This window comes from Shewanella sp. GXUN23E, assembly GCF_050865035.1.
Classification (GTDB): domain Bacteria; phylum Pseudomonadota; class Gammaproteobacteria; order Enterobacterales; family Shewanellaceae; genus Shewanella.
The window spans coordinates 75,864-99,810 of the sequence record NZ_JBOZWP010000018.1; the positions used below are offsets into that span (position 1 = coordinate 75,864).

Consider the following 23,947-nt stretch of genomic DNA (forward strand, 5'->3'; position numbering starts at 1 on the left):
GCAGCGGTTTTACATCCCGATGTTGGATTGAACCTGCTGATTACCGTCCGTTAAAGCCTGTTGCAGCAGGCTACAAGTATTACGGCTTGTAACACCCTGGAGAGTTAACTGCCATTCAGTTAAGGCGGCAGATTTCACAGCCAAACAGTTTGGCATGCAGCCAGCAGCCGACGCAAAATCCCAGCACAGCCTCCAGCCAGGTCAACACAAAGCAGATCCCCAGTACTGCCAATAACCATCCTGCCGGGAAGTCGAGCAGGCGAAACACCAGACAGGTGACACCCATGATAGCGCCCAGTGTCCAGGCAAACTGTTTGGGTTTGGCGGGTTTCCACAGTGGTGGCAGTTTCATAGTGATAGCCGTGCCAACAAGACCGCTGGGTGACAGGGGCGTCAGTCCAAACAGGGCGGCCATGGTCATATCAACTATCACGTAGGGCCCCACATAGATCACCGGATCCAGCTCAGGTTGCCACAGCAGAATAAAGATAGTCAGCATCGACAGTATATTCAGCAGTCCCGCCCGTGCCCGCGTCGCGGTTTCATTGACCCGCAGACCTGATTCGCCTTCGAAGGTTTGGCCTGTGGCCAGCACTGGGCTGGTCAGAAAGCGGTGCTTATCGGAATGTGCCATCATGCGACTCCTGCCTGTTTTGGTTTAAGAAGTGTATGCACAGATAATGAAAATTTCCTTACAGGTCTGAAACTTGAAACGAGTCAGTTTATTGATTGCGCAGCCTTGCTAACATTTTGCGGCGATTGACAGGGAGGAGCCATGAAGAAGCTAAGCAGTATTTTGATAGCTGGCGGCGTATGTCTGTGGAGTTTATCGTTGGCAGTGAGCGCTCAGAACGACTGGGGGCCGTTGCGGTTATATGCTCAGGCACCGATGCAAACCAGCAACCTGACGCCTGTGCTCAGATCCGGTTTTGCCCGTGAACCAGGCGATACCCAAATGAACATGTCCGCTACGGCAGCCAGTGTCTGGGCCGACAATGATGATTTCCTGGCTGACTATTATCACAACACCCTGAGTATTGAATTGAACCGCCAATTAACTGCGGACTGGCAGTTTGAGTTCAACTATCGCTGGCGTTTCAGCGGCGACAATCATCTGGATAATCTGACCATCTGGTTTCATGATGCCTTTGGTTTTTCTCAGAATGGCCGGGATCTGGCAGTCAAACATCAGAACCGGATACTGGTGAAGTCGCTGGATAAAGGGCTGCTGGATTTCAGTGGTGAAACCCTCACCAATGCCCTGACTGCTTACCTGCAACATCAGTTGTTGCAAAGTGCTGCCCATGGGTTGTCACTCGGAGCCTCGCTGTATTACAACACTGTTGCTGATGGTCCGTTTGCTGAAAGTAATTTTGAACAGGCAATCCAGCTCAACTATAGCTTTACCCATGGTGCTCACCATCTTTATTCCACTGCAGGCATGAGTTTTCATGACGGTGGTGAGTCGGTATACGGCCACTATTACCGGGATCATGCTTTTACGCTGGCACTGGCCTATGAATACCGGATTGGCCGGCATAGCCTGATGGCGGAATATCACAGATTTCAGGGGGCACTGAAACGTGCCGGTGCCATGTCGGATGATGTCAACGAAGCCATCATAGGCTACCGCTATGCATTTGATCGCAGTGCCATTGAATTTGCGATGATAGAGAATCTGCTGAATATGGATAACAGCACGGATATCGCGCTGACACTGGGATTTAGATATGCATTCCGGTGAACACAGATTTGGCAAGGGGGCGGGCGTATTAACGACAACACCGGGCATAACCCGGTGTTGTATTCGGTCTTTAAGACTGAGATGAGTCGCTGACCATAGTATTAGCGGGACGGCGCAATCACTTGTCTGCCAGGCGTGATTCCAGTTCATCCAGCTTGGCCTGCAGGGCTTCCAGTTTTTCGCGGGTTTTCAAAAGTACATGCTGCTGCACTTCAAACTCTTCACGGGATACCAGATCCAGTTTCATCAGCTGATTTTGCAGGATTTTTTTGCTGCGCTCTTCAAAGTCATCGGCAAATTGTTTAAGGCCCTGGGGCAGATTGTCGGACAGTTGCTTGGCGATATCTTCAATTTTCTTTGGATTAAGCATGATGAGCCTGAATAGGGTAAGTAAAAACTGAGGTGATTGTAGCCCAGGCCAGGCCGAAAGAAAAACGCCCGCAATTGCGGGCGCTTTGTCAGTGGTTTGGGCTTGCATCAGGCCTCTGCAGGAGGCGTTGCATCATTCCCTGTGGCAACTTTAGGTTTTGCCCGGGCGGCTTCACTTTCGTCAAACACTGGCAGAGGTTCATGTCGTTCAGCCAGATAGGTGTACACCACCGGCAGTACGAATAGGGTAAACAGGGTACCCACACCCAGACCGGCGACAATCACAATACCGATATTGAAGCGGGATGCGGCACCGGCACCGGTGGCAAACAGCAGCGGGATCAAACCGGCGATCATCGCCGCGGTCGTCATCAGAATTGGGCGCAAACGAATGGCTGCGGCATGTTTGATGGCATCTACTTTGGAGGCTCCATGCAGCATTTGCTCTTCCTTGGCCACCTCGCACATCAGAATACCGTGCTTGGAGATCAGCCCCACCAGGGTAATCAAGCCCACCTGGGTATAGATGTTCAGTGACGTCAGGCCAAACACATGGGTCCAGCCCAGTGCAATCAGAGCACCGCTGATAGCCAGAGGCACAGTGATCAGGATAACGAAAGGATCTCTGACACTTTCAAACTGACTGGCCAGTACCAGGAAGATGATGGCCAATGCCAGACCAAAGGTGACATACAGGGCATCGCCTTCTTCCACAAACTGACGGGCTTCGCCCAGGAAACTGTGGTTGTAACCTTTGGGCAAATCGGTTTCTGCCAGGCCATTCATAAAGTCAATGGCATCACCCATGGCAACCCCAGGAGCCAGCACTGCGCCAATGGTGACTGAGTTCATCTGGTTGAAGTGCGGCAACGAGCGGGGCTCAGAAACCACATCAATGCTGACCAGACTGGACAGTGGAATAGAGCGGCCATCGGCAGCCTTCACATAGTATTTTGATAAATCTTCCGGATTGGCGCGATATTTACGTTCCACCTGAGGGATCACCTCATAGGAGCGGCCATCGATATTCACCCGGTTGACATAGCCATCGGTGATCATGGTGCTGAGAGTGACCCCGATATCCTGCATGGTAATGCCATAAGAGCCGGCCAGATCTCTGTCAATATTGACCTTCATGGTGCCTGAGTCATATTTCAGGTTTACTTCTGAATAGACGAACAGCGGGCTGCGCTGCACTTTGTCCAGAATGTTGGTACCAATATTGAAAATACTTTCAAAGGCATTGGAGCTGGTGATCACAAACTGCATAGGCAGACCGCTGGAAGCGCCGGGCAGAGGAGGCATCTGGAAGGTGGTTATCGCCATACCAGGGATCTCTTTGGCCTGATCGCCAATGATCTTCTGCATCTGTGCCTGACTCTTGTCACGCTGACTCCAGGGAACCAAAGGCGCGATGCCCATGGCCTGGTTGGAACTGGGAACACCAATAAACGCCAGTGAACCGGCTGACTGAGGCTGGGCCTGAATAATGTCAGTTACCAGTTTCATGTTGGCCTGAATGTAGTCCAGGTTGGCGGTGGATGGGGCAGTACCCATCAGCATCACCACGCCCTGATCTTCGTTGGGCGCCAGCTGTGATGGGATGTCTTTGAACATCACAGGCAAAGACAGGAACACGATAATGGCGAACACCACGACCACAGGTTTGTGTTCCAGCACGGATTCCAGTGCGTTGGAGTATTTGTGCTGTAATTTGCCAAGGAAAGACTCGACCCCGCGCTCAAAGGCGCTGGGTTGGGTGTTGCTCTTGAGCATGTGTGAACACATCATGGGTGACAGTGTCAGCGCGACTATACCCGAGATAAACACCGCCCCGGCCAGCGTCAGGGCAAACTCCTTGAACAGGGCACCGGTCACGCCACCCATCAGTGCGATAGGGGCATATACGGCAGCCAGTGTAATCGTCATGGAGATCACCGGCACAGCAATTTCCCGGGTACCGATAATGGCCGCCCGGAATGGCGTTTCCCCTTCCTTGATATGCCGGTCGACGTTTTCTACCACCACAATCGCATCATCCACCACCAGACCAATAGCCAGCACCATGGCCAGCAGGGTCATCAGGTTCAGTGAGAAGCCAAACAGCTGCATCACCGCGCCCACACCAATCAGTGACAGGGGGATGGTGATAATAGGGATAACCACAGCCCGCAGTGAACCCATAAACAGCATGACCACTGCGATAACAATGACAGCCGCTTCGATAATCGTTTTGGCCACTTCATTGATGGACTCATCAATAGACAGCGAGGCATCGTAGAGGATTTCCGCTTTCATTGATGGTGGCAGGTTGCGTTCAATTTCCGGCAGCATGGCGCGGGCATCGGCCGCTACAGTCAGCGGGTTGGCGGTTGGCGTAACGTTCAGGCCAATGACCACAGCTTCTTTGCCATCGGCCAGGGCGCGATAGATATCGTGACTTTTGGCGAGGGTCACTTTGGCTACATCGCCCAAACGCACCACCAGCCCTTTGTTGCTGCCGATAACCAGCTGTTCAAGCTGCTCAGGAGTCGCCACCTGAGTATCTGCGGTGCCGTTGAGCAAAGTGAAGTAGGAGTCCATCTGGCCCACGGCACTCTGGTAGTTGTTGGCCTGCAGCACCTGCATCAGATCCGATGCGGTAATGTTGTAGGCTCCCATGCGCTCAGGATCAGGCCAGACTCTCAAACCATAGGGTGTACCGCCGTACAGATTCACAGTGGATACACCGTTGATGGTAAACAGCTGGGGTTTGACCACGCGTTCCAGATAGTCGGTGATCTGACTGGAATTCAGTTCCTTACTGGAAAACGAAATATACAGAGTGGACGTCTGTGAACCGGTCGACATGGTGACCGTGGGGTCTTCGGCTTCCTTGGGGAGCTGCGACGCCACAGAGTTGATTTTGGCCAGTACATCAGCCAGTGCGCCATTGGGGTCGGTGTTGAGCTTCATGGTGACCGAGATATTGGAGTTCCCCAAAAAGCTCTCAGAAGTCATGAAGTCGACATTGTCGACCTGAGCCAATGCCTGCTCCAGAGGCTGGGTAATAAAGCCTTCAATCAGGTTGGCATCAGCACCATAGTATGACGTCGCGACCTGGATGACCGTATTGGTCATTTTTGGATATTCGCGCACCTGCATACCTGACAGCGCATTCAGACCTAAAATCAGCAGTAATACGCTGATAGCGCCGGCCAGCACCGGGCGCTTAATGAAAATATCGGTAAAAGTCATGATTGCCTCCCGTTACAGTGCAGGCATTTGGGCAGGCAGTTTCATGGCGTCGTTTTCAGTGACCTTCACCAGACTGTGGTTACTCAAACGCACCAGACCGGAAGTGACAATTTCATCACCCGCTTTCAGATCCCCGGTGATCAGCGCATTGTTGCCATTGCGTTCCACCACATTGACGTTCACTTGCTTGACGCGTTTTTCGACTTTTCCGTCTTTCTCCTGGGTGTCGATGATATAAATGGTGTTGCCGTACAGTGCAAAGTTAATGGCGGTTTGCGGCACGACCAGCTGGTTGGTGAGTTCCGGCAGGATGATGGCCGCTTTGGCAAACATACCGCTGCGCAGCTTGCCATCAGCATTGGGAATGCGCGCCTGCACCTGGATCAGGCCACTTTGATAAAATACGGCAGGTTCAATCGCTGCAATCTGTCCGGTAAATACATCCTGCGGATAAGCATCAACATAAATGTGCACGGGCTGGCCAACGGCTATCCGGCTCAGCTGAGTTTGCGGAACAGTGAAGCGCAACTTCATGGAGCTGGTGTCTTCAAGACGGACAATATTGGTGCCGACCTGCAGATATTGGCCCAGGTTGACCGAGCGGATCCCCAGACTGCCGGAGAAGGGGGCTTCAATCTGACGTTGATTGATAGTGGCTTCCAGGCTGGCGATATCGGCCTGCATTGCCATGTATTTGGCCTGAGCGTTATCCAGATCCTGTTGTGATACCGATTTTTGTTTGTACAGCCGCAGCAGACGTTCATAGTCAGCTTTCATGGCGGGCAGCTGAACCTGTTGCGCCTTGAGGTTGGCTTTCTGAACTTCTGAATCCAGCTGGATGAGCATGTCACCCTGTTGCACCTGGGCACCGTTTTCAAAATCGATGGAAGTGACAATGCCGGATACTTCGTTGGCGATGGTGACACCTTGGTTGGGTTCAATAAAACCAATGGCGTCGATGGTGGGTTGCCAGTTGGTTGGCTCAAGTTTAACCGCGGTTACCGGATAGACAGCTTCCGGCATATTAGCTATGGCTTCTTTGGTCTTTTGCTGAACAAACCAGTTGAATCCAATCACAGTACCAAAGGCCAGCAGGGCAATGATCAACATGATCACGAACCACTTTTTCATTCTGAATACTCCGTATTGGGCAGGGCAGAGAGGCCGCCATTTGCTTGCTATCCTGCGAGGTAGCGCGGAACAAAATGGCTTTTAACTGAAAAATCACATAGTTGCCTGTTATAAGATCAGTATGACATCACTGAATGGCATTAAAATGTGATCTAAGTTCAGTAAGTGCCAAAGCCGCGTTGGCAGGAGCGTAAGTCCAGGACGGTTTGACTGACACTGGTTATTTTGTGGGCACTGGATGCTAAGCTAGGGGAAATCCATGTCGGGTGCAAGTGCGGCACTTTCTGTTAGAATCGGCGGCGTTTTTTTGATATCGAGGTCTGTCCCAACCCATGAAGCTCAATCCTGCACAAAATGATGCCGTTCATTATGTTTCCGGTCCCTGCCTGGTGCTGGCGGGTGCCGGCAGTGGCAAAACCCGGGTGATCATCAACAAGATCGCGTATCTGGTGCAGAAGTGTGGCTACAACGCCCGCAATATCGCGGCGGTGACATTTACCAATAAAGCCGCGCGTGAAATGAAAGAGCGGGTTGCTCAGTCGATGGGCCGCAAAGAAGCCAGAGGTCTGTGGATTTCTACCTTCCACACTTTGGGGCTGGAGATCCTCAAACGCGAACATAAGTCGGTTGGCCTCAAGGCCGGGTTTTCGCTGTTTGATGATCAGGACACCCTGGCGCTGCTCAAAGAACTCACGGAAAAAGAGCTGCAGGAAGATAAGGATTTGCTCAAAGCGCTGGCTACTGCCATTTCCAACTGGAAGGGCGGGCTGGTGATCCCCGAGCATGCCCGCAAGGTAGCCAAAGGCGAGCAGGAACAGTTGTTTGCACTGCTTTACCAGCGCTATGCCCAGCATATGAAGGCCTACAATGCATTGGACTTTGATGATCTGATTCTGATCCCTACGCTGCTGCTGCGTCATAACACCGAGGTGCGCGAGCGCTGGCAAAAACGCATTCAGTATCTGCTGGTGGACGAATACCAGGATACCAACACCAGCCAGTATGAGTTGGTGAAGCTGATTGTGGGTGAACGTGCCCGCTTTACCGTGGTGGGCGACGATGATCAGTCGATTTACTCCTGGCGCGGCGCCAAACCCCAGAATCTGGTGTTGCTGGGCAAGGACTTTCCCAAGCTTAAACTGATTAAACTGGAGCAAAATTATCGCTCCAGTCAGCGTATTCTGCATGCCGCCAACATTCTGATCGCCAACAATCCCCACGTGTATGACAAGTCATTGTTCTCTGAACTGGCTCATGGTGAGCCGCTGCGGGTGTTGATGGCGGCCAACGAAGAGCAGGAAGCAGAGCGGGTAGTTGCTGAGATAGTGCGCCACAAGTTCGTTAGCCGTACCCAGTTTGGTGAATATGCCATTCTGTACCGGGGCAACCATCAGTCACGGCTGCTGGAGCGGGCACTGATGACTAACCGTATTCCCTACAAACTCAGCGGTGGTACTTCATTCTTCGCCCGTGCTGAGATTAAGGACATCATGGCCTACCTGCGATTGGTGGTGAATCCCGATGATGACAATGCGTTTCTGCGGATTGTGAATCTGCCCAAGCGGGGGATTGGCCCGGCCACACTGGAGCGGTTGGGCAACTTTGCCAATCAGAAACATATCTCCATGTTTGAGGCGATCTTCCATCCGGATCTGAACCATGAACTGACCCCGTCAGCCATGGCAACCCTGTATGAGTTTGGCCGCTTTATTGTCGATACCGGTGAAGTGGCTACCCGAGGTGAGGGGGTTGATGCCATCAAACAGCTGATCCGTAAGATCAATTACGAAGATTATCTGTATGAAACCAGCACCAGCGCCAAAGCGGCAGAGATGCGCATGAAGAACATCTCTGAACTGTATCGCTGGGTTACCGAAATGCTGCAGGGTGATGATCTGGATGAACCCATGACACTGCCTGAAGTGGTGACCCGGCTGACACTGCGCGACATGATGGAGCGCAATCAGGAGGATGAGGGTGGCGATCAGGTGCAGCTGATGACACTGCATGCCTCCAAAGGTCTGGAATTCCCCTATGTGTTTATGGTGGGCATGGAAGAGCGGATTCTGCCGCACCAGACCAGTATTGATGAAGACAATGTCGATGAAGAACGGCGTCTGGCCTATGTGGGTATTACCCGCGCACAGAAGGAACTGTGGTTCGTCATGTGTCGCGAGCGGCGTCAGTTCGGTGAAACCATGCGCTGCGAGCCAAGCCGTTTTCTTGCAGAGCTGCCACAGGATGATCTGGTGTGGGAAAACCGTAAACCCCAGCAATCAGCCCAGGAACGTATGGTCACCGGCAAGGCCAACATTTCAAACATCCGGGCGATGCTGAATAAGGGTAACTAAGGGAGGTGCGAACAAGTCCTCGCGGCACTCTGGCTTATGAGCAGAAGCGAGTTCGAGGTATTCAGATAAAGGAAGGCTGGTTGCCTTTCAAAGCTGAATACCAAAGAAATCGTGATTGCATTAAAGCCCCGTAGGGCGAGGCTGACAGCTCTATCTGCTTTGTTGCAGTTCTCGATAAGGACTAGGGCCATTAACTTCAAACTGCACCGCGCATCTAGAAGCTGTCAGCACTCGCAGAGCACGCACGGGACTTATTCGCAACGTCCCTAACCTTACGCTGATTTGCGTGCAGGCGGCATTTCGATGCTGCTTCCCAGCAGCGGTCCCTGACCGAAGGGCACCCCCATTTCAATGAACTGGCGGTGCGCCTCGGTATCTTCAATGCCAGTGGCGAAAACCTGCAATCCCAGCACGGAAGCGGCCAGACAACTGGCTTTGGCCAGCCGGTAGTGGTGGCTGCTGTCCAGATGAGTGGCGAAACTGGCATCCAGCTTGATTGCCTTAATTGGCATAAAGGTCAGACTCGAGAGTGAACTGTAGCTGGTGCCATAGCTGTAAAGTCCAAGATTCACGCCCAGCTTGCTCAGGCTATCGAACATATTGATGTGATTTTCGGTATCCTGCACCAGTGCTTTTTCATGGAACATCAGCCACAAATCTGCCGCCGGACACTGGCTGGATGCCAGGCGTTTGTGCAGCAGCTCCAGCGACTCGCGTTTTTTGCCATGGATGCTGCTGATAGTCAGTTGCAGTTTGGGGGTATGGTAAATGCGTGACAGCTGAGCATATTCCTGGGAAATCAAATCCAGTGTCAGCCAGTCCAGCTCGCGTTCCAGGTGTGCCTGCTCGGCGATATCCCGCAACCGGTTTTGATGCAGTTTTCCTTTCACTGGATGTTGCCAGTAGGCACGTGCTTCCAATGCCACCAGTTTCATTCTGGCCAGATCATAGACAGGCAGATACTGAATGCCGATCTCCTGCCTGAGCAATGCCAGTCGCAGTGCGTCCCCTAGTCCCGAATCCGCAGTGTTGTTCGCCGGTGATTTGGGATCATAAATCACATAACAGCCTTTGCCTTTGGCTTTGGCCTGATACATGGCGTTGTCGGCACTTTTCAGAATGGATTCGCTGTTGTCCTGGGCACTGGCGATGGCAACGCCGATACTGCCGCCGGAGCGAAACTGTTGGCTATCCAGTTGATAGGGTTTGGCCAATTCGCTGAGCACCCGTTTGCAGATGTCATGCACGTCATCCCGGTTACCGATGGAGTCCAGCAGAATCACAAACTCATCACCGCCGAGACGACCCAGGGTATCACAATCCCTGATACAGGTTTTCAGGCGTTTGGCGGTTTGGATGAGGAATCTGTCCCCCTCAAGATGTCCTAGGGTATCGTTGATCAACTTGAAGCGATCGAGATCGATAAACAATACCGCGAACTTATCCTGGGTATGACGGCGTAAATGTTTGCACGCCTGCTCGAGCCGTTCCATAAACATGGCGCGGTTGGGCAGCCCGGTCAGGCCATCATGATTGGCGTCATACAGCAGCTGCTGCTCGACTTTGCGGCGTTGCTGGATCTCTTTCTCCAGTTCCAGATTGGTGTGGGCCAGCTCCCTGGTGCGGGCGGTCACCATGATCTCCAGTTGCTCGTATGAGTGATGCAGTGACTGGGCACTGAGTTTGCGCTCGATAGCGGTGGCAATATGCTGGGAGACGAAGGTCAGCAGTTCCATGTCTCCCTGCGCGAAACTGTGGCGTTCGTTAAAGCTGTAAATCGCCAGCACCCCCATGACCTTGCCCTGAATAAACAGGGGCACGCCTATCCACTGATGAATATCCTCGGTGTGATTGAGTTTGGGGGACTGGTGATAGAGCTTGCCTTCTTTGATAAGTCGTCTGATATCGGCATTGTCCAGCATCAGCGGGCGGCGCTGACCCAGCAGATACTCAGTCAACCCATCCTGGCGACTGCGGGGCTCGGGATACGAGGTACCCTGCTGTGACATATAAAACGGGAAGCTGATATTGCCGCTGTCCTCGTCCAACAGGCCAATATAGCAATTGCTGGCAGGCAGCAGATGATTCAGCACCCGGTGGATCTGTCGGTAAAACGCGGTGTCGTCCAGTTTGGCGGCGGCCAGGTTGGCAATTTCATAGAGCGATTTTTGTAAGGCTTCAGCTTTGCGCCGGTCAGCCACTTCACCTTTCAGCTTGTCATAGGCCTGACTCAGCTCGCGGGTTCGCTGGGAGATGGCACGCTCCAGTTGTTCCTGTTGCGCCAGTCGGTCAAGTACACCGGAAATATGCTGGCTGATGAACTCCAATAACTCGACTTCCACTTCGCTGTAGCGAATGTTGTCATCATAGCTTTGCACTGTCAGTACGCCAGTCGTGACATTGTTTGACAGGATAGGTACGCCCAGCCATTGGTGGCAGTCACTGCCCAGACCTATGACTTCTCCGGCGGCCAACAGTTGCTGATAGATTTGATTGTCCGCCAATAACGAACGGCGGGTACGGAATACATAACCTGTCATCCCTTTGCTGAGTAATTGGTTCAGATCCTGATCCGGGTAGAGTTCAGCAGGGTGGGAGTCCTTCTCATCGGCGAAAAACGGAATAGCGAATTCTCTGGATACCGGGTCGTATGTGGCGATGTAGAAGTTGTCGGCGGCGATAACGTTATTCAGTTGCTGATGCAGGAAGCTGTAAAACTCGGACAGGGAACTGGCTTTGATGGCTGCGTTGGAGATCTCCAGCAGGGCTTTCTGGATCTTGTCGGCGCGCCGGTACTTGGCAACAAGATCCTGCTGGCGCCTGATCTTGGCTCTCAATCCCCGGGTTATGATGGTGGCGTCCCCGGTATCTTCATCCCTGTCTAAACGGTCCCTGAACATATCGCCTGTTATGAATAATTATTGGATTTATTCCGGCCTGGTTACCAGTCATACAATTAACATATATGTGCTTAATAACCAAGTAATAAATATGGGGTATGAAACTACAAAAACAGGCCTGTGTAGTTAAAAGTTGAGCAGTTAGATAAAAAAAGCAAAAACAGTGCTGGACGAGCCCCGGAGAAAATCCTAGTATATGCCCCGCTGACAAGGCAGGCACCCATAGCTCAGTTGGATAGAGCGCACCCCTCCGGAGGGTGAGGCCGAGGGTTCGAATCCTTCTGGGTGCACCAGTTGGACCTTGAAGTTGTCAGCAACACGGATATGGTGGCTATAGCTCAGTTGGTAGAGCCCTGGATTGTGATTCCAGTTGTCGTGGGTTCGAGTCCCATTAGCCACCCCATTCCGCCACCTCAGGGTGAAAATCGGCAGCACAGTCGACAATCAAGTGCAAATGTATCGGTGATTAGCGCAGTCCGGTAGCGCATCTGCTTTGGGAGCAGAGGGTCAGAGGTTCGAATCCTCTATCACCGACCAGTTTAAAAGTTTCTTTCGGTGATTAGCGCAGTCCGGTAGCGCATCTGCTTTGGGAGCAGAGGGTCAGAGGTTCGAATCCTCTATCACCGACCAGATACGACAAAAAACCCGCAGGTTATGCGGGTTTTTTGTTAGCAGAACTGTGGTGGCTATAGCTCAGTTGGTAGAGCCCTGGATTGTGATTCCAGTTGTCGTGGGTTCGAGTCCCATTAGCCACCCCATTCCCCTACCCAGGGGTGAAATCGGCAGCACAGTCGATAATCAAGTGCAAAAGTATCGGTGATTAGCGCAGTCCGGTAGCGCATCTGCTTTGGGAGCAGAGGGTCAGAGGTTCGAATCCTCTATCACCGACCAAATACAACAAAAAGCCCGCATCATCTGCGGGCTTTTTGCTATCCGATTTGTGGCTGCTTTCCACGTTTCCGGGTTGGTCTCAGACATCCTGAGGGGGCTTGATAAAGCCCTGAAATCCCTGAATATCCAGGCCGCTGAAGCTCTTCAGCTGTAGATCCTCCTGAATGCCGGTGACAATCACCTGAATACTCAGTCCCTTCGCGACATTGATCAAAGCCCGGCACAGCTCACTGTTGTGCTGGTTCTCATCATAGTGGGCAAATGCCTGATCCAGTTTGACATAGCCTGGACGCAGGGTTTGCAGGTAGTTCATCGAACCAAACTGGCGACCAAAGTGGTCGATGCCAAACTGGGCACCATGTTCATGAATGATGCTGCAAAGTGCTTCACAGGCTTCCGGAGCACTGTATACCGCAGACTCAGGGATTTCAAAGCACAGCTTGTTGTCCTTGTCTGACTTGGCGAGAAATTTGTTCAGCCAGGTATGGAATTCAGGATCGCTGATGCTCTGATGGGTCAGGTTGACGGCGACAGGCTCGGGATTGCGTGCCAACAATTGATCATCAGATAGCTTCTGGATCAAACACTTATCAAGCTGAGAACCCATTGAAAGTAATTCTACATAAGGCATGAACTGACCGGCATGGATGCGCTGACCGTCTGCCAGTTGCAGCTGACAGAAAAGTTCCCTATGGATGACTTTCTGATGTGTGCTGTCAGCCACTTCCTGCCAGCGGAAGAAGAATTGGCTGTTGTCGAATGCACAGGTTAATCTTTCACGCCATTGTTCACGCGAGAACAGTTGCTGCTGATTGACTGCAAACCAATGATAAACCTTGGCTTCTTTAATGGCTTGCTGCAGTGCATTGTCGGTTTGCGCCATGATATCTGACTGAGTCATGTCGCCGACCCGTTCGGCGATACCTATGGCGTATCCCTGATTAGGCTTGCCTTCCGCTTTGGCCACTTCCTGATTGATTGTCCTGATAAGAGTTTGCAGATACTGGTTTAGCTGTTCCCGCTCCACATCTGTGACCAGGAAAGCAAACTCATACGCAGCAATACGGGTGATAACCCCCGGTGCAATGCTCTGCAGATTTTCCTGCAGCCGGCTGGACAGCAAACGTATGGTTTCGTCCCGAACCTGATAACCAAATTTGCTGTGAACCTGCTCAAGCCAGTCCATCTTCACCAGAAACAGCGCACCTGAGCCGGGTTCATCCAGCCAGCTGGAGACCCGATCCATCAGGTACTGACGATTGGGGAGATTGGATACCTGATCGACCAGATTCTTTTTGCGCAGCGCCGTCACCTCATCATCCAGTGACTGAAATACCTGCTTAAGCTGGTTAGCCATGCTGTTGAATGCCAGTACCACCTGCTGCAGCTCTGTGGTTTTGGGCAGCGGCATGTCCGGTCCGAATTTTCGGTTGGCAACATCCTGGGCATGTACTGACAACTGATGCAGAGGCCTTAGGATCCAGGTTAATCCGAGGCGGGCACTGAGGATGGCAACCAGAAAGAACAGCGCAAACAAAATAAAAGTGTTGCTCAGAATGCGCCACAGTTCGTGATAACCAATGCCCGGGTTGGCGGTGATTTTCAATGTGGCCAACTGCAGCCAGCCGGAGGTAATGGTGGTTTCGGTATTGATCTGATCAAACAGCTCAAGATCGATGAACCACTTAGGTACTCCACTGATTTTTGTCGGATTTTTCCAAACCTGTTGATGACCGTCGACTAGCCAGGTCAGCTCGATGCTCTGGTAGTAACCCCCTTCAAAGATAACGTTCACCAGAGTGTCGACGGTGGCGTTATCCCCGGCTTCCAGGGCCGGTGAAAGCATTAGGCCCAGCGAATTGCTGGCATTGTTCAGGTCCGATTCCATTTGCTTGGTCAGAAAGCTGCGGGTTTCAGTGAATTGCACCAGACCAAGTCCGGTAACAACCAACAGAAACAGGCCAAACAGCAGCGAATAGAGCTGTCGGAACAGTGTCATGAGAGGCTACTCCAGTTTAATTTTGGGTTGCCGTAACCGGTCAACCTCAAGTCTGTGGGTAAGATCATTCCATTTTTTGAGCCGTTTGGCAGAGCCAGCCAGCTCACCCTGTCCTTTTTGTTTGTTAAGCCAAAGCTGCTTACCGTTAAAGCTGTATACGGGAACCAGATCCCGGCGCTGGGTGGCCGGTTTTATCTGAGGATCCAGATTATCCAGCACCAAAGGTACTGAGCCGGGCGTTTCGTAATAGGTCAGTACCATATGGTATTGATCTACCGTTTTCGCCTTAACCATAGCGATACGCAGTTTGTCTTCAGGGACCCCGATTTGCAGCAGGGTAAAATATTTTGCGATGGAGAAGTCCTCACAGTCTCCGCCGCTGGCACCAATGAACTCCAGCGGTGTAGCCCAGTAATTGGACTCACCCCAGAGTTTGATGTCATCAATAAAGGTAAATAGATTGAAGAATCGATTTACCTCTGTCAGCTTGTCCCGCTCAGACAGGTGTTGCGCTGCCCGCATGGTATTGAACCAGGCTGTGGCTCGTTTCCCTGCTCGGGGGCCGTAATTTCTTTCTAATTGGGTAACAATAAGGTTGGCATTGAGCGTTTGGGTGGGCGCTGCGGAGATAGGACTGATTGCAGCGAGCAGCAACACCAGACCCAGCCGGATGACCGAGTGCGAGCTGCCGTTAAGCCTGTCCCTGCGTTGCGTATCCAGAAGTAAACATCCTTATTGTTCGGGAAGGTGTGGGTTGTTTGGGTGTCGCCAAATCAAACCTTCCTGAGTATTTTTCCAATAATATTAAAGATTAACCCATCCTCTTGGGAACTGTCCTGTGAGTTTTGCAAGAAGGGGCTGCCTTGGCAGCCCCAGATGTGACCATTAAAAGGCGCCGCCTTCATAGTCACTGTCACCTCGCCAGGTATCCGGACGGGTTACCTGCATGGAGTTCAGTAACTGTCCGGTGGCATTCAATACCCGGTATTGGGCCAGCGTTTCGTCGAACTCTGCTCGCAGATAATCTTTCCTTGCTTCAAACAGTTCATTTTCCGTATCCAGCAAATCCAACAGTGAACGCTGTCCCAGATTGAATTGCTGGGCGTAGGCGACCTGAGTTTCTTTGGCCGCAACGACGTGCTGACGAATGTACTGTTTCTGAGGGGGCAACAACTCATAGGCATTCCATGCCAGTGAGGCACCTTCCACGATTTGGCGATATGCGCGTTCGCGGATCTCTTTGGCTTCATTGATCTTATAAGCCGACTCACGGTTTTGGGCGGCATCACGACCACCGGCAAACAGGTCATATCTCATCCGCACCATGGCCTGCAGGTCATTGCTGTAGCCTCCGACATCGCTGGTGAAACTGCGACCATTCTCTCCGTTCAGATCATTGTTCCAGTTACCATTCAGCTCAATGGTGATGCTGGGGTAGTAGCTGGACTCCCGGGCACCCTTTTCACTTTCCGCAGCCAGAATATCCTGACTGGCTGACTTGAGTACCGGGTGATATTCACTGGCTGTTTTGATGGCGTTTTCATAGGTTGCCGGAATTTGGTCGGCATCCGGTACCGGCATGATCATGTCACTGGGCACTGCCCCTGTGATATTGCGGTATTCAGCAATGGCATCATACAGGTTGTTTTGCGCGGCAATCACATTAGCGTTGGCTCTGGCCAGACGACCGGTCACCTGAGACAGATCGGCTGTCGACCCCAGACCGGAATTGGTGCGTTGTTTGATCTGGTTGTAGATCTCGGTGTGCGTTTGCAGGTTCTTTTGGGCCAGAGTCAGCACCTGCTCTGCCTGCAGAAAATTAAGATAAACCCGCGCCACTTCCAGCGCGATATCTTCGGCGGCAGCAATCAGGGTCCATTGCTCTGCTGTGGTTTCATAGGTCGAGCGATCGACTTCACTGCTGGTGCGCATGCCGTCAAACAACATCTGGCGGATGCTGATCCCGGCTTCGCCACGTTTTAGTTCGATTTCGCCACTTTTGTTGAGAGTATTGCGTCGGGTCGAGGGACTGTCGGTATTTTCCAGTCCCCAACCGGCGCTGACTTCAACATTTGGCAAATAGCCTGAGAATGCTTGATCTATTTGTGCTTCCTTGGCTTTGAATCGATTGAATGCAACTTTTAACTCTGGATTGGTATCCAGTGTTTTGGCGACTGCTTGCTCCAGTGTGTCACTGTAACCCAGTGTTGGCATCAACAGGGCCGCCACAGCTACCGCTGTCGCACTGTATCTCGCAGATTTGTTAAACAATTTCATCGGACTCCCCCTGTATATCAAGCCTTATCGCTCCCGCAGAGCAGTGTCTTTGGCTCGCAAGATTGGGTTAAGAATGTATTCAAGAATAGAACGCTTGCCGGTAATGATATCCACTGATGTCAGCATGCCGGGGATAATGGGCATGAGCGTTCCGTCCTTTTTGGTAAGACTGGACTGCTCGGTTCTTACTCTTATCAGATAATAACTGTTGCCTTCTTCGTCTTGGCTGGTATCGGCACTGATGTGTTCCACTGTGCCTTGCAACCCGCCGTAACGCGTGAAGTCATAAGCGCTGACCTTAACCACAGCCGGAAGGCCGGGGTGCAGGAAAGCAATGTCCTTTGGCAGGATCTTGGTTTCAATAAGCAGCTGGTCTTCCGAAGGGACAATTTCAATAATGTCCACGCCGGGTTTGACCACGCCACCCAGGGTATTGATATGCATGGTTTTAATCGTGCCGTTTACGGGAGAGGAGATAACGGCTTTGTTGAGCTTATCCGCCGCGCCGACCTGAGCTTCATTCATTCGGGACAGGCGGGTTTGCAATTCATTAAGCTGTGCCCTGGCTTCTGCGCCGAAGTTAAACACGGCTTCGCGGCGCTTGAGGATCGCTTCATCCAATGATGCTTTGATTTTGGGACGCATCAGGCGTAAGGATTGCAGTTCACCCTGAATATCGTTGACTGTCCGTTCCAGCTTGAGCAGTTCAACTTCAGCGACAATGCCTTTTTCTGCCAGCGGGCGGGTCAACTCCAACTCGCGGCTGACGAGGCGAAAGCTGTTGGTCAGGGTGTTGATTTTTGAGTTCAGCTCAGCGGACTCCTGCTGTCGCTGCTGGATTTGCCGGGCCAGGATCTCCAGTTGATTGCTGAGGTTATCAAGGCGCCCGTGGTATTCATCCATCTGTCTTTTGATCAGCCGTTCCTGTCGCTGTAACAAATCAGCTGGGAAATTCAGGGACTGTTTGTTGATTTGCACCTGCTCTTTCCAGTCGGTAGACATGTCTGCCACCACCAGACTATCCAGTTCACTCTGCAGACGGATCACGTTGGCCTGCAGGCTATCGGATTCCTGTTCCTGCTGCGCAAAGTCAGAGCGGAAGCGGGTATCATCGATACGTGCCAGTGATTGTCCCTTGGTGACCACTGTTCCTTCAGTGATATAGAGTTCCTCCAGAATACCGCCATCCAGACTCTGAATTACCTGCACCTGGGATGAGGGGATAACCTTGCCTTCACCTGTGGTCACCTGATCCAGTTCCGAGAAGTAAGCCCAGATAAAGAAGATCAGCATCATCGCTGTAAGGGACCAGATGATCAGTCTGTGCCCGCTGGGCGCGTCGGTCAGCATGGCACCATAGATGTCATCAACCATTTCCATATCTTCAGCGGTGAGGCGCTTATTCATGATTTTGCCTCCCCGGCCATCAATCCCTGGCTGAGTTGATCCAGTACCTTATCCCGTGGGCCATCGGCGAGCATACGGCCTTTGTCCAGCACTATGATGCGGTCAACCAGTTTGAGCAGATGCATTTTATGGGTGATCAGCAACAGTGAGCGTTGCTGGCTGACATTCTGCATGGCGCGGATGAATTGCTTTTCGGCCCGGGCATCCAGACTGGCGGTAGGTTCATCCATCATCAACATCGGAGGGTCATTCAAAATGGCCCGCGCCAAAGAGACACACTGGCGTTGCCCCCGGGACAGTGACTGGCCGCCTTCACCGACCTGTTTCTCCAGTCCTTCGGATTCCTGATGGGTAAATAAACCTACGCCGGACAACTGTACGGCACGGATAAGCTGATGTTCTGTGACCTGGCGGGTGCCGAACAATATGTTGTCCCGGATAGAGCCATGAAACAGAGTGACGTCCTGAGGCAAGTAACCAAAATTACGACGTAAATCAGCCGGGTGTATTTGCTGTGAATCCAACCCGTCATAGCGTATGTTGCCGCTGCTGGGCTGGAACAGACCAATGATCAATTTGGCCAGAGTACTCTTGCCGGAACCGTTACGGCCAATGATGGCGATGCGTTCGCCCGGCTGAATGGACAGCGAAATATTATTCAGCACATTATTTTCGGTTTCCGGGTAGGCAAAGTTGACATGATCCAGTTCGATCTTGCCATTGAGCCGCTCAATGCTGATCAGATGACCTTTGTCATCGAACTCATCATCCTGAGTCATGATTTGATCCAACTGCTTCAGCGCGCTCATGGTGTGATTGCCACGGGTCATCAGGTTAGCCAGCTGGGCGAGGGGAGAGATAGCCCGGCTGCTGAGCATTACTGCTGCAATAATGCCCCCCATGGAAATATCACCATCGGATATACGGTATACCCCGAGCACGACCACGCATACCACACAGAGCTGAACAACAAAGTTGGCCACGTTGGATACACTGTTGGTCAACTTCTTTGCTTTGAGCTGCCAGTTTGCCGAGTGGCCTGTCATTTGCTGCCAGCTTTTCTGTACCAGTCCCTCAGCGCCATAGGCTTTGATGGACTCCAATGAGGCCAGGCTTTCAATCAGATGACCATGTTTAACGCTGGAAAACTTGCTGCTTTCCTCAACGGCATCCTTGAGTTTGGGCTGGATGTACAGGGTGTAGCCTATGATGATCGCGCCGCAAAGAATGGGGACAAGCACCAGATCACCCGATACTACATAGATGATGGTGAAAAACAGCAACGCAAAGGGCAGATCCACCAGAGTGGTTACTGTGGCTGAGGCGAGAAATTCACGAATGCTGTCAAATTCCCCCAGCTGTTTTGCCATGGCCCCAACACTGGGGCTGCGCTTGGCCAAGGGGACACCCATGGCTTTGGCAAACAGCTTGGACGACACTATGATATCGACCTTTTTACCAGCAACATCAATTAAGTAGCTTCTCAGCTGGCGCATTATGAAGTCGAACAGATAAGCCAGCCCGGCACCGATAGACAATACCCAGAGTGATTCAAATGCCAGGTTTGGCAGGATCTTGTCATAAACGTTCATTACGAACAGCGGCGAGATCAGCGCAAACAGGTTGACCAGAATAGAGGCAATCATGGCATCACGATAGATCGGGGCTGAATCCCTGATGATATTCCACAGCCAGTGTTTATCTGTCTGGTGGAGAAAGGCATCCATCCCTTTATCTTCACGGTACAGCTGTTTAACCAGAAACAGGTAACCTACATACAGGGTTTCCAGTTCTTCAATAGACAGGGTTTGTTTGCCACCACTGTCGGGCAGTTGAATCGTTGCCGTATCGGCCTGCAGGTTGAGCTCCATCAACAGGCAGGCTTTTTTGTCTTTCAACAACAGGATACAGGGCAACATGATGTCGGAAACCTGATCCAGCCCCTTACGGAACAGCTTGGCACTCAGGCCTCCGCGAGAAGCGGCCTGAGGTACCAGATCCGGCGTGAGTACCGCTTCCGACATCGGCAATCCTGCCGACAGCGAATCAGCGGAGCAGGGATTGCCAAAGTGTTGGGTCAGCAACACCAAAGCATCCAGCAACGGGTCTTCAGTAACTCGCTGTGATGCTGAGATAGTCCATTGCTCTGACGATTTGGATACAGTTGCTACCACGACGCTTGCGATCCCTTATGCAAATGAAAACGTGAAAGTTATTTTAATGGTTGAATTGTGACAGAGGCGTGCATTTTTACAAGCCTCTGTCTAGATTCGTTTACGGAATTATTCCTCCGTTGTCATCAATTGGATCCGGCAGGATAGGATTCGGTGCCGGTGAGGTATCGGCGATATTGACCACCAGAGCGCCATCATCAAACAAGCCGTTGATGATGTCTGACTCTGTCATGCCGTACAGATTGAACAGGTCAACGCCATCCAGCACAATCGACTGCTCGTAGATGCCATTGAGGTCGGCGTCGATAGAGATGATCGTTGAGCCGTTATCCAGTGAGAAGTTCAGATAGTCTTCCAGAGTATTCTGGTTTTCGCCCTGAAGTATATCTTCCAGGTCCAGCACATCCCGGTTGACGTTAAAGTCCATCACATGGTCAGTACCGAAATCACCGGCCTGCCATACGAAGGTATCACTGCCGCTGTCGCCCCTGAGGATGTCGTCTCCCAGGCCACCGATCAGGGTATCGTCACCGGCACCGCCGCGCAGACCATCATTGTGGCGTCCGCCATCCAGCACATCGTTGCCATCACTGCCAAACAGAATGTCGGAGCCGGACTGACCGTAGATCTCATCATTGCCCTCACCGCCATTGACTATGTCGGCAGTCAGACCGTTAATGTCTGCGGCTTTAAGCAGGCCATTGCTATCGGTAATAGAACCCAGGTTTCCGGTCATGATCCGCAGATTGCTGATAAAGGTTGAAGTCAACTCGATATCGGCATCGGTATTGCCAGATTGGGAGTTACCTGTTGCACCGGCATAGATGACATCGTTACCTGTACCTGCTTCAACATAGTCCTGTCCCTGACCGGTACTGATGACCTGGTTGGCGCTGCCATTGGTATAGCCGGTCACTGGCGAGGACGGTGTTGTGACTGTGGTTTCAACGCCACTGCTGTTGAGTATGGTGCCTTCAAGGTTATCGGCGATGAATACCTGTACCTGATCCGGCGTACTGGAGTTGTCACCGTTCTGCACTATAACCGTGTCGTTACCGTCGTTGGTTTCAACTGTCAGATCTGTACCAACCGGAATACCGTTAAAGTCTTCAGGTGTAACGCCAATAATCAGGCGGTTGGTTGAGACATCCCCATCGGCATCCCGGGCAGTGTAGATAAAGTTCTCCTGAGCGCCTTCAGGAATGGTATCTGCACTGGCCGTCAGCTGATACACATAGCTGCCGTCAGCCTGGATGGTCAGTACCCCGTAAGTTCCCTGAATTTGTGTACCCACACCTGTGTAAACCGGGGTTCCGGTATCTGTACCGGCGGCGGCTCCCACTACCGACAATTCATCGGCACCCAAGTCGTTGTTGAGTACATTACCTTCCTTATCCGGCAGGCTATAACCCACGCCTTCAACAATGCGGGCGATCAGTTGATAGCTGTTGGACTGGTTTTCATAGGTTCTGACGGTGTTTACCAGTTGCCCCTGTTCATCAACGAAACCCAGTACCTTAATGGTGTAGAAGTCCCCTTCATACTCGAAGGTAACTTCAGGCTGACCAATGGTAATGATATCTCTTGATGCCTCAGGATCACTGTTGTTGGGTGTCTCATTGTGGGTGAAGTTGATATTGATGGTTATCGGTGTCACAACCCCATAAGAGTCAGTAATGGTGAAGGTGACGGTCAAGGTTGCTGCTGTAATCGCCTGACCATAAATGGGCAGGTTGTAGTGAGTGAACACCCCAAGATTAATATCCTGGTTCAGGCTCAGTACACCATTTAATGCCGCGTCGTTGTCGATGAAGCCATAACCTGATGACGCAGAGTCAGTGGCTGCACCCCAGCGCATTTGGTCAAGGCCGGTATCGTTATCGTCACTGTCGAAACGTCTCAAAGGATTACCACCTGTCCATGCGGTCCATTCCCCGACAATACCGGAGGCCTCAAAGCCATCTACCAGAACATCAATGCCATTGGTGTCTATGGTTGTCTGAACATCATCGTCATAGATACTGACGTTCAGATTGGTGTTGCTGGAATCACCATCTGTGTCATAGGCGGTGATGCTGAAGCTATCAACCAAAGGATCATTGGCAGAATGATTCTGGGCGCTGGACAGCACATAGTTAAAGCTCACTACGCCATTGCTGAAATCAGTGATTTCTACAGTGCCATATTGGCCCTGAATCTCAACGGGTGACTCAGGAGTGGCTGCCAGCAGCATAGCCAGAGTTACTGACGTGGTGTTACCGCCGACGCTGAATACAATGCGGTTCAGACCATCAGGTGCCGTCACGGTAAATTGACCAGACTGTACCTGAGGACTGCTGCCTCCATTGGTGCCCCCCTGCAAATCGCCTTCATCAAAGCTCATGGCAGCCGGATCTGTGATGCTGACGGCATCATCAACCTGATTCACAGTGATATTCAGTGTTGAGGTATTTGTGCTGTCACCGTCAGTCAACACATAGGTGATAGCGGGGACATTGCCAAAGTAGTTCAGTGCCGGTATGAAGCTGTACGCACCATTGGTGGACAGAGTCAGCGTTCCGACGCCATCAATGACGTAAGCGGTACCCAGTACAAATGGCCCTGTTTGACCGGCAATGCTGAAGCTTTGAACCGTGACGGGGCCATCGACACTGCTGCCGTCAATCACGTTTCCGGAGATACCCGTGGTGCTGTCTTCATCGACATTGACGTTTTCATCGTTGTCGGTGAATTCATCGTTGACCGGCGAGATAGTGATATCAAGTACAGCGGTATCACCGGTTGACGTGGTGTAGGTAATATCCGGCACTTCCCCATTCCAGTTGGCATTGGGGGTGAAGGTATAGCTGCCATTGGCATTGATAACTATGGTACCTATGCCGCTGATGGTGGCTGTTTGTCCGGCGTTGTAAGTGGTGGTACTGCCTGCGATGACGAAGCTGACGACTGTGGTATTGCCCGGATCGTTGGTCAATACGTTGCCATGCAGAGTGACATCTTCAGGCGAGGTCACAACATCATTGTTGGTGCCGGTAACCACAGCGGTATCGCTGCCTGTACCGGAAACGTTGCCGGCAGGATCTGTCTGGGTCGCCGTCACGGTAATGGTCGCCCCGGCTGCAACAATTTCAGTCCAGGTAATGACACCATTGTTATAGCTGTAACCGGTCGCGGCAGAGCCATCATCGAACTGCAGCTCGCCATTGACCAACTTCAGCTTCACGGTATTGACGGTACTGCCGTTGCTGATCTGCAGGGTAACCAAATCTCCGGCGGCAAATTGAGCATGGTTGACCGTTGCAGACAGCTGCACATCATCAGTGCCCAGCTCCGGACGACTGATGAGTCCATCATTGTTGGCATCATCCACAATAGTCACCGTCGGTGCAGTTGGCGCAACGGTATCCAGCATGGCGCTGTCTCTGCCCGGGGCCGAGATGTTGTCATCGCGGTCAGTCTGGGTAGCA

Annotated in this window: 13 protein-coding genes and 6 tRNA genes; 8 read left to right on the forward strand and 11 right to left on the reverse strand. The window is 51.9% G+C overall.

The window, feature by feature from the left end; all coding sequences use genetic code 11:
* Positions 1 to 115: 115 nt before the first annotated feature.
* Complete coding sequence (locus ACRRUX_RS15135) at positions 116 to 637, reverse strand: DUF4395 domain-containing protein (protein WP_432531812.1); 522 nt, start codon at positions 635 to 637, stop codon at positions 116 to 118.
* Positions 638 to 775: 138 nt separating this feature from the next.
* On the opposite strand from ACRRUX_RS15135, the gene ACRRUX_RS15140 reads away from it, so the two are divergent.
* Positions 776 to 1,744 carry a DUF3187 family protein gene (locus ACRRUX_RS15140; protein WP_432531814.1) on the forward strand — a complete coding sequence of 323 codons (969 nt, stop codon included), beginning with the start codon at positions 776 to 778 and terminating at the stop codon, positions 1,742 to 1,744.
* 118 nt (positions 1,745 to 1,862) lie between these two features.
* Here the strand turns inward: ACRRUX_RS15140 and ubiK are convergent, their stop codons facing one another.
* From ubiK to ACRRUX_RS15155, 3 genes are all read right to left on the reverse strand, one after another.
* Positions 1,863 to 2,114 (reverse strand): ubiquinone biosynthesis accessory factor UbiK, encoded by a 252-nt coding sequence (gene ubiK / locus ACRRUX_RS15145; RefSeq protein WP_432531816.1) that lies wholly within the window; start codon positions 2,112 to 2,114, stop codon positions 1,863 to 1,865.
* A gap of 107 nt (positions 2,115 to 2,221) precedes the next feature.
* Positions 2,222 to 5,350: a multidrug efflux RND transporter permease subunit gene (locus ACRRUX_RS15150; protein ID WP_432531818.1), complete on the reverse strand. Its 3,129-nt coding sequence runs from the start codon at positions 5,348 to 5,350 to the stop codon at positions 2,222 to 2,224.
* A gap of 12 nt (positions 5,351 to 5,362) precedes the next feature.
* Positions 5,363 to 6,481 (reverse strand): efflux RND transporter periplasmic adaptor subunit, encoded by a 1,119-nt coding sequence (locus ACRRUX_RS15155; protein ID WP_432531820.1) that lies wholly within the window; start codon positions 6,479 to 6,481, stop codon positions 5,363 to 5,365.
* A gap of 332 nt (positions 6,482 to 6,813) precedes the next feature.
* Between ACRRUX_RS15155 and rep the strand changes: the two genes are divergently transcribed.
* A complete protein-coding gene (gene rep / locus ACRRUX_RS15160; protein ID WP_432531822.1) occupies positions 6,814 to 8,832 on the forward strand; it encodes a DNA helicase Rep in 2,019 nt (672 codons plus the stop codon).
* A gap of 272 nt (positions 8,833 to 9,104) precedes the next feature.
* On the opposite strand, the gene ACRRUX_RS15165 is transcribed toward rep, so the two are convergent.
* Positions 9,105 to 11,732 carry a diguanylate cyclase domain-containing protein gene (locus ACRRUX_RS15165; RefSeq protein WP_432531824.1) on the reverse strand — a complete coding sequence of 876 codons (2,628 nt, stop codon included), beginning with the start codon at positions 11,730 to 11,732 and terminating at the stop codon, positions 9,105 to 9,107.
* Positions 11,733 to 11,948: 216 nt separating this feature from the next.
* Between ACRRUX_RS15165 and ACRRUX_RS15170 the strand changes: the two genes are divergently transcribed.
* The 6 genes from ACRRUX_RS15170 (at position 11,949) to ACRRUX_RS15195 (ending at position 12,623) form a co-directional block, all read left to right on the forward strand.
* Positions 11,949 to 12,025: transfer RNA gene (locus tag ACRRUX_RS15170), tRNA-Arg, on the forward strand.
* 34 nt (positions 12,026 to 12,059) lie between these two features.
* A tRNA-His gene (locus ACRRUX_RS15175) sits at positions 12,060 to 12,135 on the forward strand.
* Positions 12,136 to 12,192: 57 nt separating this feature from the next.
* Positions 12,193 to 12,269: transfer RNA gene (locus ACRRUX_RS15180), tRNA-Pro, on the forward strand.
* Positions 12,270 to 12,285: 16 nt separating this feature from the next.
* A tRNA-Pro gene (locus tag ACRRUX_RS15185) sits at positions 12,286 to 12,362 on the forward strand.
* Between the two features lie 52 nt (positions 12,363 to 12,414).
* Positions 12,415 to 12,490, forward strand: a tRNA-His gene (locus ACRRUX_RS15190).
* Positions 12,491 to 12,546: 56 nt separating this feature from the next.
* Positions 12,547 to 12,623: transfer RNA gene (locus tag ACRRUX_RS15195), tRNA-Pro, on the forward strand.
* 79 nt (positions 12,624 to 12,702) lie between these two features.
* On the opposite strand, the gene ACRRUX_RS15200 is transcribed toward ACRRUX_RS15195, so the two are convergent.
* The 6 genes from ACRRUX_RS15200 to ACRRUX_RS15225 all read right to left on the reverse strand — a co-directional run.
* A complete protein-coding gene (locus ACRRUX_RS15200; RefSeq protein ID WP_432531826.1) occupies positions 12,703 to 14,622 on the reverse strand; it encodes a bifunctional diguanylate cyclase/phosphodiesterase in 1,920 nt (639 codons plus the stop codon).
* Positions 14,623 to 14,628: 6 nt separating this feature from the next.
* On the reverse strand, positions 14,629 to 15,294 hold the full coding sequence (locus tag ACRRUX_RS15205; protein WP_432531842.1) for a transglutaminase-like cysteine peptidase: 666 nt from the start codon (positions 15,292 to 15,294) through the stop codon (positions 14,629 to 14,631).
* Between the two features lie 213 nt (positions 15,295 to 15,507).
* Entirely contained in the window at positions 15,508 to 16,899 is a 1,392-nt protein-coding gene (locus ACRRUX_RS15210) for a TolC family outer membrane protein (RefSeq protein WP_432531828.1), read from the reverse strand.
* A 24-nt stretch (positions 16,900 to 16,923) separates the two neighbouring features.
* Positions 16,924 to 18,306: an HlyD family type I secretion periplasmic adaptor subunit gene (locus ACRRUX_RS15215; protein ID WP_432531830.1), complete on the reverse strand. Its 1,383-nt coding sequence runs from the start codon at positions 18,304 to 18,306 to the stop codon at positions 16,924 to 16,926.
* Entirely contained in the window at positions 18,303 to 20,480 is a 2,178-nt protein-coding gene (locus tag ACRRUX_RS15220; RefSeq protein WP_432531832.1) for a type I secretion system permease/ATPase, read from the reverse strand. The genes ACRRUX_RS15215 and ACRRUX_RS15220 overlap by 4 nt, the downstream gene beginning before the upstream one ends.
* Before the next feature lie 100 nt (positions 20,481 to 20,580).
* Positions 20,581 to 23,947, reverse strand: a 3,367-nt coding sequence (locus tag ACRRUX_RS15225; RefSeq protein ID WP_432531834.1) for a choice-of-anchor K domain-containing protein, incomplete at its 5' end; no start/stop codon positions are given.

Coding starts and splice junctions, on each gene's coding strand:
- ACRRUX_RS15135 (WP_432531812.1), bottom strand. CDS start 637: ATGATGGCACATTCCGATAAGCACCGCTTTCTGACCAGCCCAGTGCTG.
- ACRRUX_RS15165 (WP_432531824.1), bottom strand. CDS start 11,732: ATGTTCAGGGACCGTTTAGACAGGGATGAAGATACCGGGGACGCCACC.
- rep (WP_432531822.1), top strand. CDS start 6,814: ATGAAGCTCAATCCTGCACAAAATGATGCCGTTCATTATGTTTCCGGT.
- ACRRUX_RS15215 (WP_432531830.1), bottom strand. CDS start 18,306: ATGAATAAGCGCCTCACCGCTGAAGATATGGAAATGGTTGATGACATC.
- ACRRUX_RS15150 (WP_432531818.1), bottom strand. CDS start 5,350: ATGACTTTTACCGATATTTTCATTAAGCGCCCGGTGCTGGCCGGCGCT.
- ubiK (WP_432531816.1), bottom strand. CDS start 2,114: ATGCTTAATCCAAAGAAAATTGAAGATATCGCCAAGCAACTGTCCGAC.
- ACRRUX_RS15155 (WP_432531820.1), bottom strand. CDS start 6,481: ATGAAAAAGTGGTTCGTGATCATGTTGATCATTGCCCTGCTGGCCTTT.
- ACRRUX_RS15140 (WP_432531814.1), top strand. CDS start 776: ATGAAGAAGCTAAGCAGTATTTTGATAGCTGGCGGCGTATGTCTGTGG.
- ACRRUX_RS15210 (WP_432531828.1), bottom strand. CDS start 16,899: ATGAAATTGTTTAACAAATCTGCGAGATACAGTGCGACAGCGGTAGCT.
- ACRRUX_RS15200 (WP_432531826.1), bottom strand. CDS start 14,622: ATGACACTGTTCCGACAGCTCTATTCGCTGCTGTTTGGCCTGTTTCTG.